Consider the following 13,111-nt stretch of genomic DNA (forward strand, 5'->3'; position numbering starts at 1 on the left):
CGATGAGTGACGAATCGAATGAGGAGAACGAAATGACGAACCCTGCAACCGACAATGACATGATTGATACCGTCGCTATGCCGGCTCAAAATGGCAACGGCGATACTACTGAGACTATGCCAATTCAGAATATTGATACCGGCGACAGGACCGATATCGAGGCTGTTGCAGTTCAAAACGGTAATGATGACGCTACCGAGATCGTTTCGGTCCAGGACTCTGATGTCTTTGCCGATGATGCCGAAGATGATGATCTTGCGCAAAACAGTAATGCTGTAAGTGATTCGTCAGAAGCGGAAGAAAGCCGAGCCGAGACCGAAACGGGGTCGGAGAGCGAGTATGAAACCGGAGTTGGAACCGGCAGTACCACATCGGATGCACCCAATCAGGCCGGATATGTGTCGCCATCGAACTTTGCCAATGGGCCTGCCCCTTCCGGAGCCTACGTGCGTGTGCCGCGTGACGTGCCGCCGCGGATGCCGAAACCGCAACCGCCGGCCGGGCCCAGCAAAGCGACCATCGTGCTGAGCCTGCTGCCGCTGTTTCTGGGAGCATTGATGCTGTTCATCGGTTCGGCGTCCCCGATGGTCTTCGCGTCGATACCCGGTGGTGTCGATGTGCGCTCGCTGATTGCCATGGCCATCGTCATGCTGGGCGCGTTACTGATCGTGCTGGCGGCGTTGCTCGGTTTGGCGTCGCTGATTCAGAAGGGTACTGCGAAATGGAAGGCTAGAAGACGGCAATAAGCAGTTTGCGGAATAAATGGTGGTGTATCAACGATGCTTGCGTGACGATTATGGCGTTGCGCAGGCATCGTTTGGCTTGATGAACATTGTATTAAGCAAGTATAGAAACAGTGAGACTTGCTGCTTCCATTGCTTTGGTTCTTAAAGATTTTGCAAGTACCTTTTAGAGACTAAAGAGCCCGAAGAATGCCATCATCGTCAGTGAGATCACCGCTGCGATGATACACAGTACTGCGACGATGAAGTGTGCGGGAGTCCAGAAACCTTGGGATTGTTTGCCTTCTGAACTCCTGCTGCCGCGCGAACGCCAAAGTTCCATAATCAGCCAGGTCAGCAACGCGACGTTGATGAGCGCGATGACCTGCAAAAGCACCCAGCCCCAGTTGAGCAGAGTGCCGCGTGGAGTCAGCGTCAACGCGGATTTCGCCGCGATGATGACGTAGATGAAGAATGCCGCGATGCCAAGTACCGCGCAGCAGCCGTTTAGGGTCAGAGCTGTTGTGAGGTGGTGTGGGAATCGGTTTTGTGCAGCATCTCCCCAAGAGAGTCGGACTCTTGTAGTCTTTGCCGAAGATTGTCCATCAACATTCTTGTCGATTGAACTTGAGGAATCTTGATTCTTTTGTTTGGAGCGTTGTCGTAAATGTCCAATTGCGATACAAATACCGACGATTCCCGCCATCGCGGTGCACAGAGCAATCGAGACCAGCAGCGTCAATATTGTGCTCAGCGATCGAACCAGCCCGGGCCTGACGGCTGTGGGAACGCCGAATCGTTGGTGTGGCTGGCTCCCGGCGATTTGCGGCGTAACCCAATCGTCGGCTTTCGTGCCGTCGGCGATGGCGTTGGTCCAATTCTCGAGATTGTGGGTATAGTGCGAGTCGAGCGGCAGGCCAGGCGCGGAGGTGTGTGCGCCGACACGCATCTGGTGGTTGGCACGGTAATAGCGCACGAGCACGTTGTCGTTGCCGGATGAGCCGGCGCCATCGATGATATCGGTCGCGCCCTGCTCGATGGGCATGGAAAGGTCGTCGGTGCCGAAGCTGACCAACAGCGGCATCGTGAGGTCTTTCAGGTATTGTTGGCCCGGAAAATCCGCATATTGCAGCCCGAGCGGGGAGAAATCGAGTCCGACGAACTTGTCGATATCACGGTTGAGTCCTTTGGGTGCTCCGATGTAATCGACGTAGGTGTTGGCGGCCATGGTCATCTGCCGGCGCCCGGAAACCACCGGCGGCGAGGTCAGCATCATGAAGGGAATCGCCCCGGGGTGGCGGTACGCCATCGCCTCGGCGATCCATGTGCCCTCGGATTCCGCATAGATGCCGGTATGCGCCGGATCGACGTCGGGCTGCGCTTGCAGGGTGTGCAGCGAGGTCATGTAGTCTTCGGCCATCGCGTAATAGTTGCGGTGGAACGTGGTGTAGGTATCGAGCCGTTTGTCGGGCACGAGCGTGACGATGCCTGCCGAACTCAGGGCTGAGGCTATGTCGCCGTAGACCTCGCTGGCTTTGCCGGTGCCTGCCCCGTGGATGAATAATGTCGCAGGCCTTTTACCGGGCGCGCCGAGCGGAGATCGCAGGATGGCGTTGATGGTGACGTTCGCAGTGAGCCTGATCCGCAGGTTTTCCGCTTTCACCTGATAGGTGCCTTCCTGAGCGGTTTTCAGCACGCCTTTGGCGTTGGTGCCATTTCCATTTTTCCCGGCTTGAATACCTGTATTTCCTGCAGCTGCCGTGTCGCGGGCTTGGATGGCGGAATAGTCGGAAGCGACTTCGATATGGTGCGTCAGCGGTTCCACGTCCCATCCTGGCATCATCGCCGCGCTCAACGTCGCCAAAATGGCAACAAGGGTGACGAAGACAGCCACAGACGGCAGGAATCGTTTCAGGAATCGCATGCGTGCCACTCTATCTCATTCTCGATATTTTGCGTCCTCGATAGCAGGGAACGGGAATCTCGGGAAAATTGTGTAATAAAGCTGTAAATACGTAGCAGGGAAGGAGAAATAGGGTGGCCTTTCATGCTTCCGTGCTGTGAAACCAACATAAGCCAATCGCAAGAATGGCTTGTTTGCGCGGTAATGTATTTCAGGTCATCCTTCATTCGCAGAACGGAACACAGGATCTTGGATTTACGATGTTCAGTGCTGCATTGACGGATTTCGTGTCAGCATTCAGTGGTCTACGTTATAAAAATCACAGAACATACAACGATGGTCGTAGATTCATTGTTGCAACGCCTCGGCGTCATCGAGCGACTTGAATCCGCCGAGCAGCACGGTGTTGCGGATGGTCTCTTCGGTGAGGTTGCGATCGGCGTCGGCGAGCTGCGCGATGAAGTCCTGATACAGGCTAAACGTCTTATCGGAATACGTGCCGAGTTCGCCGCGCAGGTAGGTTTCGAACGACGTGTTTTCGTGGGTGTCCTCGCTGGTGTGCAGCACGCGCATCTCACGGCCGAGTTTGGGGTAGCGACCGCGAAAATCGTCGGCCCAAGCCACTTGCTGCGTAATCACCTTTTCCTGCGCCGCCACGCGTTCTGCGGAACGCGCCGGGACGTACGGCTCGATGTTGGCGTGGTATTCCTCCGGCCAGGTCGAGATCATCATGCGCCCGTATTTTTCGGTGATGAGGTTGCGGCCGATCCTGTCCGCCTCGTCGAGGTCGTCGGCATAGCTTTCCAGCAGCGGCACGGGCCAGGTGGCGAACTGGCTGAAGCGCATCTGGTGGAAGGTAGGCCAGTTGCCTTGGCAGGCCGCGCGTCCGCCCTCGTTGTCCGTCTTCTGGAACTGGTCCCATTCGTGCCTGACCACCCGTTCCATCAGGTCGATTCTCGCCTGATCTTCCGCCGAAACGTTTTCCGGTGTCTCTTGATTTGTTGTGTTTTCGGTCATTGTTGCTCTTTTCCTCGTTATGCCCGTTTCGCCCGCCGTTATTGGTTCGTTCGTTAATGTGCTGCTACCAACTCTAGTAGTGTCGGCAGGTCATTTTCGCTTTTTACGCGTTTACAGGCTGTGCAGCACCGGATTGTCACTGCCGATGTGCGCCTCGACGTACGGTCGCTGCCACTCCAGGAATTCCTCGTCACTGTTGGTCAGCCCCTCGGCCTTGAGCTCCGCGACGATTTCGGCGCAGATGTGCTCGATGGTGTCTTGTATCTGCTTCTGCGCCGGAGCGGAACCCTTGCCGCCCTCGCCGAATCCGGAGCCGCCGAAGCAGGCCGCCGAAGAAAGGCGCAGGACGGTTTCAAGCTGTTCGCAGACATCCGGCAGGACGGTCGACATGCGTCCGGAAAGCCGGCGAAGCGCCGCGAACTGCCATTTGTAGTAGGGCATGTATCCGGCGCGGATGGGTTCGTTCAACAGGAAGACGAACGAGCAGACGTTCGTGGTGAACTCGCGGATGGAGAGCCATGCCGCCGCCCCGTCGCCACGTTTGAGCATGCGGGGGAGGTTGTACTGGCCCGCCTGTGCGATCATGCCGAGTCGGCGGGAAATAAGGGAAAGCCGCACGTCGTCGGGCATCATTTTGAAGCCTTGTCGCGTTTTGGAGACGGCGCCGAGCGGGTCGGCGAAGATCTCGCCGTTGGTCGCCGCGGCGAGCGTGGATTCGTCCAGCAGCAGCCATTCGTGCGGTTTGTCGTTGCTGGGCGCTGCCGGGTAGCCGGTGATGCCGGCGAAGAAATCGCCGATGCGGAAAACGCCGGTACGTCGTGAGCCACCCTGTGCCCGTGCCGTGGATTGCCGCGGACCGAAGCCCATGAACTCCTGAGGCAGCGCCTCGTAATCGGCCTGCAGATGCTCGCCGATGGCGTCGTAATCCTCGTCGGTGAGCCACAGGCAGAAGCCGGGACCGAAGTCGTGGTCCTGCGAGTATCGGTCGTCGAAGCCATAACATTCCGAGCCATGTCCGACTAGACCCGCGGCGATGCGACCTTGATATTCTGGGTATTTCTCAGCAATCATCGGCTTGCCGTACTGTTCCCAGTAGGCGCGAGCGAGCTTGAGTCCAGAGATGGCCGGTTTGGTTTCTAAGGTTATATGGTTGGCCTCGGAATGGTCAGAAGTTGGAGAGACGTCATTTTTGCAGTGTTCAGGTGGGGCTGGAGATGTGGCATTATTGTCGGCTTCTTCAGTGTTTCCAATCTGAGTGGGGTTATTATCCGATTCTGATGTCTTGGAATTTCCGGCCGCTTCTTTGGCCGCGCGCGCAGTTTCCTCGACCTGAGCGAGATTCCCCGCGGTGATGCGGTAGTAATCGGTGTCGGTGCCGTAGCATTCCTTGATGACTTTGAGCGCCTGACGGTAGGAGTCGATGGACTTGTCGAACAGTCCTGCCGCGAAGCAGGTCTGCGCGTATCCGGCCAGTGCCGAGGCGAAGTGGGCGCTGTGCTCAAGATGCCCGTTCCGATAGATTTCCAGCGTTTTCAGGGAGTGCTTCATCGCCTGATCGAGCAAGGAGTCAACGGTTTCCGGAGAATCGGAATTTCCTGAATCTTGAGCTTGTCTGTTCTGCTTATTTTTCGCCGCTTCGCTCGCCCGTTGCAGCAGCACCAGCGCAAGGTTGGTATGCGTGGAGGCCACGTCGATATCGGTTTGTGGATTGGTGCTTGAAGCCTCGAGAATGGAAAGCGCCGTTTCCAGTTCGCGTTGCGCCGCCTCCAGCTTTCCGGTCTCGCTATACAACATGGAAATATTGTTGTGTAGCGCCGCCATGCGCCGGTCGGTGGGTTTGAGCGTCTTCTTGGCCGTTGCCAACGCCTGCTGGTACAGGTCTGCGGCCTGGTCGTACTGCTTGGCCGCACGCATCCCGGTCGCCGCGTTGATCAGCGTGGTGGTCCACGCTTCCGTGCCTTCGATGCCCATTTTCAACCCGAGTTCCAGCGCTCGCTGAATGACCCACTGGTTGTCCTTGTGTTTTCCGTGTGAACGGTAGAAGCCCATCGTCTCGTTCAAGACGGTCAAGAGTCCCGCGTCATCGCCGGCGTTCTCGGCGTCCGCCATCGCCTGTTTCAGGTACGGTTCGGCCTTGTCGCGGGCGACGTGGGCGTCGAAGAGGGCGTCGAGCCCCTTGAGGAATTCGTCGGTGTCGAAGGTCGTGTTGGTTGCGGGTGCGGCCGCGTTGTTCGGATCGCTGGCATCGTTTTCGGGTTCTTCGGAAACCGAGGAATGTGCCTTGCTGAAAGCCCTCAAAAGCTCTTCGGGCGTCTGGCCCTGCGCGTTGTCGTCCATGACTGCTCCTTTGTCGTTTGCTGGTTCCAAGTCTATTGCCGGCGATGATGTCCAGAGGTCTCATTTCCATGTGAGCTACATCACAGGATTTTGGTTTTCCCGATAAACCTTTGTATCCGGGAAACTTGTGCTATTTCGACGAACCGGCACGCTAGACTAACCGTAGAGATAGGAAACGGGTCTTGTACGGCGATTGCCGGCAATATGGCAGGGGAGCAGTGGTGGAGGATAAGCGAATTGGCCGGTCCGGCGATACGTCGGCGGTTCGGGAAGTGATTGCCGATATTCCGCTCAAATCGAGAGACACCAGCGTGTGGTTCAAGATTCGAAATTTCCTGCAGCCTTCGAAAGTCGGCTTGCTGATTCCCGCCGTGCTCGGCTTTATGGTTGCCTGCTCGAGTCAGGCCGCGCAGTTCGGCTGGGTTCCTTTTGACCACGTTTATCTCTATTTGCAGGCGGTCGGCTATGCAGTGTTGTTCGCCGTGCTGTATATGATCGCATACCGCGGTGTGGAATTCATGAGAACCCGCGTATTCGACGGTTCCAAGGCAACCGCAAGCAGGGAAACTACATCTGTCAATTCTGCCGTTTCGCCCCACAAGCGTTTCGCCGCAGTCCGCCGTTATTTCCACTTCCGCTATGTCGAACGTCCTTCCGCCATCGCCGCCGATGCATCGATATTGCTGTGTTGCTGGCTGCCGTATATTATTTTGCTGTTTCCCGGCGTGATTCATTTCGATACCGGCGACCAGATCGCGGAATATTACGGGATGCCGCTGTATGGCATGAACGCGGGCAAGATCTGGGACCATCACCCCTTCCTCGACACCTATCTTTACGGTTGGTTCGCCTCGATCGGCAAGACGCTGTTCGGCAATTACAACATTGGCATGTATATATACGCGCTTTTGCAGGCCGTAGGGTTCGCTTTCGGCGTCGCGTGGATGCTGGCGTACCTCGGCAGAACCGACCTCAATCGCAGGGTACTGCACGGTTGCGCCGCATTCTTCTGCTTCTTCCCGGTGGTGCCGATGTGCGTCATGTCCATCGCCAAAGACACGACCAGCGCGATGTTTTTCGTCCCTTGGGCGATTATGTATTGCAAATTGGTCGATACCAAGCTTCAATTATTACGTAACCCGTGGTTCGTCGTGGCGTTCGCATTTGACGGACTGCTGGTGGCGCTGACCCGCAAACTCGGTCTTTACATCATCGTGCTGTGTCTGCTGGCGCTGGTTGTCGGCAAGTTTCGGGCGTTGCTCAAAGCGGCCGCCGTCGCACTCGCTGTGGTGCTGTTCGTCATCGTTGATATGGCGATACCGAAATTCGCCTTTCAACGTATCAACGTGGTGCCGGGCACGCCGGAAGCCGCGCTCGCCTTGCCGATCCAGATGATGGCCCGTGCCGCGCACGACCATCCCGACGATATCAGCGCGTCGGACCGCGACGCCGTCGACAACTACATCGAATATTCGTGGGATGAGATCAGCCGGAACTACGACCCGTGGCTTGCGGTGCCTGCCATCGGCTGGACAGTCAAGGGCAAGGTCCCGATCTCCCGGTTTGCCAAGGCTTGGCTCGATGTCGGAATGCGCCATCCCGATTCGTATCTGCAGGGCTTCTTCTGCCTGGAAGCCGGATGGATGACTTTTGATGCCTTTAGTGTCAAATACCAGCCCATCCCCAAGCCGGTTTCCGTGGTGATGCTGCCGATGACCACTTCCGACACGGCCTCCTACACCTACGGCGTGCTCCAGCCTCATACGCCGCCCACCGAGGCCAGTGAGACAGTCAAACAGCTCTATCGCAGCGTCGTCGATACGCCGGGAATCAACATCCCGTTCTTCATGGCGTTGTGGACGTCGGTTCTGCCCGGATTCGTATTGTATTACTTGTGGAGGCGCAGGAAAGAACAGCGACGGGACATTCTGACCATGGGTGAAAGCGACAATGAGGCAAGCCGATTCAACCGAACCGATACCTATGGTCAAAGTCATCGGCCTTATGCCGCTTTTATGGTTCATGCCGTATCTGCCGGCCGAAGCCTACTGCTTAAATGTCTGCCGTGGCTCTTGACCGCCGCCAGTCTTTACGTTTGTGCAGAAAGCCTGTCGCGCCCAGGACGCCCTTCGCCCACGCGGTTTGTCTTCCAGCTGGTTTTGCTGACGCCTATGGTGATTGGATTCGTGTGCAGCGGCAGAGAACAGAAGCCTCATCAGTCCGAGCAATAACGCCTGTATGCCGCGACGGCGTCAACGGCCTCACCGTGCAAGTGCAGCCATAGAGTGGTCGTGCCTGCTTCAGATATGACGAAACCCCTTGCAAAACAAGGGGTTTCTAGTTGGTCGGGCTGGCGAGATTTGAACTCGCGGCCTCTTCGTCCCGAACGAAGCGCGCTACCAAGCTGCGCTACAGCCCGATGAACAACAGCAATCATGATACAACGAACCCATAGACGAGTCCAGTATGCGTGTCGTTGATGATGTGCTTCCTTAACGCAAATATGCCGGATTGCTATAAGGTGTATAACGCTATTGGTTGTAGTAATAATTATCATTCGATTTGAATAAAAACCTGAATGAGCGTCTTTTTGGGGATAAAAACGTGTATCGGCTGCTCGGTACACTCGTTAACTATGAGCGAAACCAAAGAAACCGGCGAAAACCGGAATGAAGAAGAGGCCGAGGCCCCGGTAATGTCCACCGTCGAGCGTGCAGAGCTGCGGCTTAAACAGGACGAGGCCATCGCTGAAAACATCAATGAAGGCAAGTCCTTCGACGAGGCCATCGACCCGAGCAACAAACAGTTCGGCCCGGAAGGTCAGCCCGAGCAGGTGCAGATGCGCGTGGCCAAGCGTGCCCAGATGTTGAAGGACGGCGTCAACCCCTATCCCGTCGTCGTGCGTCCGAGCGATACGATTCCCGCCGTTCGCGCCAAGTACGACGGCAAGCTCGAGGCCGGCCAGGAGACCGAGGATGTGGTTTCGATCGCCGGGCGCGTGCTGTTCCTGCGCAACGGCGGAGGACTCTGCTTCGTGCAGCTTTCCGCAGGCGACGGCACCAAGATCCAGGGCATGATTTCGAAAAAGGAGATCGGCGCGGATTCGCTGAAGGCGTTCAAGCAATTCGTCGACCTGGGCGACCACCTTTACTTGAAGGGGCGCGTGATTGCCTCCAAGACCGGCGAGCTTTCCATCTTCGCCAGCGAGTGGAAGATCGCGTCCAAGGCGTTGCAGCCCCTGCCGGCGCTTCACAAGGAGCTGACTGAGGACACCCGCACCCGCAAACCGTATATCGGCATGATCGCCGACGAGAAGATCCGCGACATGGTCCGTAAGCGTTCCAAGGTCGTCTCCTCGCTGCGCAACACCTTCGCGCAAGATGACTTCCTAGAGGTCGAGACCCCGATGCTGCAGACCGTGCACGGGGGAGCGGCGGCCCGTCCGTTCACCACCCACATGAACGCCTTTGACATCGACCTCTACCTGCGCATCGCCCCGGAACTGTTCTTGAAGCGCTGCCTGGTCGGTGGCATCGAGCGTGTGTTCGAGATCAACCGCGACTTCCGCAACGAGGGCGTCGACGGCACGCACGCCCCGGAGTTCACCATGCTCGAGGCCTACCAGTCCTACGGCAACTACGACACTATCGCTGATCTGACCAAGAAGCTCATCCAGCGTGCGGCCATCGACGCCTTCGGCTCCACCAAGGTCACCCTGCTCGACGGCAGCGAATACGACTTCGGCGGCGAATGGAAGAAGATCTCCATGTACGACTCGCTTTCCGAATCGCTGGGCGAGGAGATTACCCCGGAGACCAGCGTCGAGCACTTGGGCGCCATCGCCGACAAGCTCGGCGTGGAACGTGACGAGGTCGAGAACCACGGCAAGTTGATCGAGCACCTTTGGGAACACTTCTACGAGGCCGATCTGGGAGCCACGGTGCCGACCTTCGTGCGCGACTTCCCGGTGGAGACCAGCCCGCTGGTCAAGGCCCACCGCTCTAAGCCCGGCATGGTCGAGAAGTGGGACCTTTACGTGCGTGGCTTCGAGCTGGCCACCGGCTACTCCGAGCTCAACGACCCGGTGGTTCAGCGTCAGCGCCTGGTCGATCAGGCCAAGGACGCGCTCGCGGGCGACGTCGAGGCGATGGATATCGACGAGGACTTCCTCGAGGCACTCGGCGTGGGCATGCCTCCGACCGGCGGCATGGGCATGGGCATCGATCGCCTGCTGATCGCCCTGACCGGTGCGACGATCCGCGAGACCATCACCTTCCCGTTGGTGAAGCCGCTGAACTGAGCATCCAGTAGATAAAACAGACATTCGAGAATCGTCTATTCCACACAATGTGGGGTAGGCGATTTTTTAAAAAATAGTGAGAACAGGCGGGTGTTTTAAACCCGGCAAAAAGAATCTATTTTATAATATTACAGTGAAACGCAGAAAGATTGACGGCTGGCCCGTCAAGCTGGCGGTGCTCTCCATCTCGACGATACTGGTCAGCGCCCCCTCGGTCAATGGCGCGTTGCCGCAGATGCGTGATTCGTTGCACGTCACCCAGGCCCAGGTCGAGGCGCTGAGCGGGGAGCAAATCTGCAGGTTCCGTTCCCTGTTTTCGCCGTGCTCGACCTTATGCTTTTGAGCGCTTCGGCATTGATCAACCGCCGTACGCGGGTGTCTGCGGCCAAGGAACCGGAGAATGCTCACGATGACAATTGATGCTTGTTGATACATCTGTTTAATGCATCGATTGATGTGACTGGTTTCTCGCTTTCCGACAGCTCGGCAATCTTTGCATAAGCGGGAATGCAGTCAAATCTGCTATGATTTTACTGGTTAAACAAATTGTGCCGTCGCAATAAAACGCCGGTTTGCTTTTTAGGAAGTTGGGATTGCGTTGAAGAATCTGGATTTGTGGGTCAACGGGCTCCGCCCGAAAACATTGCCGGCATCCATCGCCCCAGTATTGGTCGGCGTCGCGGCAGGCTATCGTATGCTGAAATCTCAGCCGTCGGGTTGCGTTACCAGCAAAGAGCAGCTTGAGGCTTGTGCAGCGGGGCCAAGTCCCTTGAGCGTTCTGGCCGCGAACACGTCTTGGGGTATGTTCGCGTTGCTCGCCGTGCTTTGCGTCATCGTCGCGCTGTTCATCCAGATTGCCGCCAATTTCGCCAACGACTATTCCGACGGTATCCGTGGTACCGACGCGGGGCGAGGCGACACGGAGAGCAGAACCGCCAAACCGCAGCGTTTGACGGTCTCCGGCCAGGTCACTCCTCGGCAGGTGTTGGCCGCCGCCGGCGTCAATGCCTTCATCGCCTGTGTGGCGGGTCTTGCCATCACCATCCTCACCGGTCACTGGTGGCTTATCGCGCTCGGCGTGCTGTGCCTGCTTGCCGGATGGTTCTACGTCGGCGGCAAACATCCGTATGGCTATGCCGGTTTCGGCGAGGTCGGCGTCTTCGTCTTCTTCGGTCTGGTCGCGGTATTGGGTACGGAATATGTGCTCACTGGACGGTTCAACGCCGAAGGCGTTCTGGGAGCGGTGCTTTGCGGCCTCTTCTCCTGCGCCATTCTCATGGTCAACAACTTGCGTGACGTCGACGAAGACAAGATCAGCGGCAAGATGACGCTTGGCGTGCGTCTGGGACGCAAGAACGCACAGACCGTGCTGTTTATCACCTACCTTGTTCCGCTGGTGATTACAGTGGTCGGCGCTTTGGTTCCGTTGGCTATGCTTTTCCGTCATTTCAGCGTGGCCGGCATCGTTCTGGCCGTTCTCGCCGTCGTCTTCGCGCTGGTGTGCGTCAAAGCGGCAGCGGACTTGGTGCATAGCATCAACAGCGGCAACTTTGTGAAGGCTCTGCCGATGTGCAGCATGACGGTTTTGCTGTTTGCTATCGTCTTTATCGTTGTGGAGATTGCGTTGACGCTGTAGACGAAGGTCCGGCCACAAGGTCATGGGCGGCGTCAGGCCGATGGATCCCCATACGGTTCTGCCGATGGTCAGCGTTGATGCGTTGCTTTACTCGTTTGTAGTGTCTTCGCAGCCGTTGTGTTTGCTGCCTGACGATTAGTCGGTTTATTTAGTGAGGCAATTAACTTTAGTGTTATATTCGGATGATTGTTAGCGCTAACGATTTCTTATTACATTGTCCGTTTCTTCGACTAATATTGAATTATGTCTTATAGATTAGTTTTGCTCCGGCACGGCCAGAGCGCATGGAATAAAACAAACCAGTTCACCGGCTGGGTGGATGTTCCGCTCACCGATAAGGGCGTCGAAGAGGCCAAGCACGGTGGCCAGCTCTTGAAGGAGAAGAATGTTCTTCCCGACATCGTCTTCACCTCGCTGCTGCGTCGTGCAATCAACACCGCCAACTACGCACTGGACGAGGCCGATCGCCTGTGGATTCCGGTCAAGCGCAGCTGGAGGCTCAACGAGCGTCACTATGGCGCCCTGCAAGGCAAGAACAAGTCCGAGATCCGTGAGAAGTACGGCGATGAGAAGTTTATGATCTGGCGTCGTTCCTACGGCACCCCGCCGCCAGACATCGATCCGAACGACGAGTTCGCGCAGAACAACGACCCGCGTTATGCCGGCGATCCGGTGCCCGAGGCCGAGGCTCTGTCCAACGTCGTCAAGCGCGTCACTCCGTACTGGGAGTCCGACATCGTTCCCGAGCTCAAGAGCGGCAAGACCGTTCTGATCGCCGCGCACGGCAACTCGCTGCGCGCCATCGTCAAGATGCTTGACGGCTTGAGCGAAGAGGAGATCTCCAAGGTCAATATTCCGACAGGTATTCCGCTGGTCTATGAGCTTGATGAGGACATGAAGCCGATCAAGCCCCGTGGCGAGTATCTCGATCCCGAAGCCGCCAAGGCCGGTGCCGCCGCCGTGGCTGCCCAAGGCCAGGCCAAGAAGTAAGTCGCTGACTTTTTAAAAAGGACGGTCCATACGACATCGTGTCGTTGGCCGTCCTTTTGTTTTATCTAAAAGGACGGCAGTACCACGTATGGATGATTACTTACGAATCTGCGGCGAGTAACCGGTCAATTCTGTGAGTAACCGGCCAGCCCTGCTAACTTTCGTATGGCTTTGACGTTCAAAACGTATGTTTTCTCGCAGGATTG

9 protein-coding genes and 1 tRNA gene are annotated in these 13,111 nt (G+C 57.0%); 6 read left to right on the plus strand and 4 right to left on the minus strand.

Annotated features, from left to right (window positions below; genetic code table 11):
* Positions 1-2: 2 nt before the first annotated feature.
* Positions 3-746 (plus strand): hypothetical protein, encoded by a 744-nt coding sequence (locus tag OZX74_RS02590; protein WP_277157002.1) that lies wholly within the window; start codon positions 3-5, stop codon positions 744-746.
* 163 nt (positions 747-909) lie between these two features.
* Here OZX74_RS02590 and OZX74_RS02595 read toward each other — a convergent pair whose 3' ends face one another.
* From OZX74_RS02595 to OZX74_RS02605, 3 genes are all read right to left on the minus strand, one after another.
* Positions 910-2,655, minus strand: a complete 1,746-nt coding sequence (locus OZX74_RS02595; RefSeq protein WP_277157003.1) for an alpha/beta hydrolase — start codon at positions 2,653-2,655, stop codon at positions 910-912.
* A gap of 318 nt (positions 2,656-2,973) precedes the next feature.
* Positions 2,974-3,570, minus strand: coding sequence for a DUF4125 family protein (locus tag OZX74_RS02600; protein ID WP_277157390.1), 597 nt, complete (start codon positions 3,568-3,570; stop codon positions 2,974-2,976).
* Positions 3,571-3,753: 183 nt separating this feature from the next.
* Positions 3,754-5,979, minus strand: a complete 2,226-nt coding sequence (locus OZX74_RS02605; RefSeq protein WP_277157004.1) for a DUF4037 domain-containing protein — start codon at positions 5,977-5,979, stop codon at positions 3,754-3,756.
* A 221-nt stretch (positions 5,980-6,200) separates the two neighbouring features.
* Between OZX74_RS02605 and OZX74_RS02610 the strand changes: the two genes are divergently transcribed.
* Positions 6,201-8,210: a DUF6020 family protein gene (locus tag OZX74_RS02610; protein WP_277157005.1), complete on the plus strand. Its 2,010-nt coding sequence runs from the start codon at positions 6,201-6,203 to the stop codon at positions 8,208-8,210.
* A 111-nt stretch (positions 8,211-8,321) separates the two neighbouring features.
* On the opposite strand, the gene OZX74_RS02615 is transcribed toward OZX74_RS02610, so the two are convergent.
* Positions 8,322-8,398: transfer RNA gene (locus OZX74_RS02615), tRNA-Pro, on the minus strand.
* A 216-nt stretch (positions 8,399-8,614) separates the two neighbouring features.
* On the opposite strand from OZX74_RS02615, the gene lysS reads away from it, so the two are divergent.
* From lysS to OZX74_RS02635, 4 genes are all read left to right on the plus strand, one after another.
* Entirely contained in the window at positions 8,615-10,279 is a 1,665-nt protein-coding gene (lysS, locus tag OZX74_RS02620; RefSeq protein WP_277157006.1) for a lysine--tRNA ligase, read from the plus strand.
* Between the two features lie 133 nt (positions 10,280-10,412).
* Positions 10,413-10,622, plus strand: a complete 210-nt coding sequence (locus tag OZX74_RS02625; RefSeq protein WP_277157007.1) for a hypothetical protein — start codon at positions 10,413-10,415, stop codon at positions 10,620-10,622.
* 255 nt (positions 10,623-10,877) lie between these two features.
* Positions 10,878-11,915: a 1,4-dihydroxy-2-naphthoate octaprenyltransferase gene (gene menA, locus OZX74_RS02630; RefSeq protein ID WP_277157008.1), complete on the plus strand. Its 1,038-nt coding sequence runs from the start codon at positions 10,878-10,880 to the stop codon at positions 11,913-11,915.
* A gap of 243 nt (positions 11,916-12,158) precedes the next feature.
* The gene (locus tag OZX74_RS02635) at positions 12,159-12,905 is read left to right on the plus strand and encodes a phosphoglyceromutase (RefSeq protein WP_348519406.1); all 747 of its coding nucleotides are present in this window, start codon (positions 12,159-12,161) and stop codon (positions 12,903-12,905) included.
* Positions 12,906-13,111 lie beyond the last annotated feature (206 nt).

It is taken from the genome of Bifidobacterium sp. ESL0798 (genome assembly GCF_029395415.1).
In the GTDB taxonomy this organism is placed as follows: Bacteria; Actinomycetota; Actinomycetes; order Actinomycetales; family Bifidobacteriaceae; genus Bifidobacterium.

What these genes read in the sequence shown, in the direction of transcription:
- OZX74_RS02590 (WP_277157002.1), top strand. Translation starts at nt 3, where the DNA reads ATGAGTGACGAATCGAATGAGGAGAACGAAATGACGAACCCTGCAACC.
- OZX74_RS02600 (WP_277157390.1), bottom strand. Translation starts at nt 3,570, where the DNA reads ATGGAACGGGTGGTCAGGCACGAATGGGACCAGTTCCAGAAGACGGAC.
- OZX74_RS02605 (WP_277157004.1), bottom strand. Translation starts at nt 5,979, where the DNA reads ATGGACGACAACGCGCAGGGCCAGACGCCCGAAGAGCTTTTGAGGGCT.
- lysS (WP_277157006.1), top strand. Translation starts at nt 8,615, where the DNA reads ATGAGCGAAACCAAAGAAACCGGCGAAAACCGGAATGAAGAAGAGGCC.
- OZX74_RS02635 (WP_348519406.1), top strand. Translation starts at nt 12,159, where the DNA reads ATGTCTTATAGATTAGTTTTGCTCCGGCACGGCCAGAGCGCATGGAAT.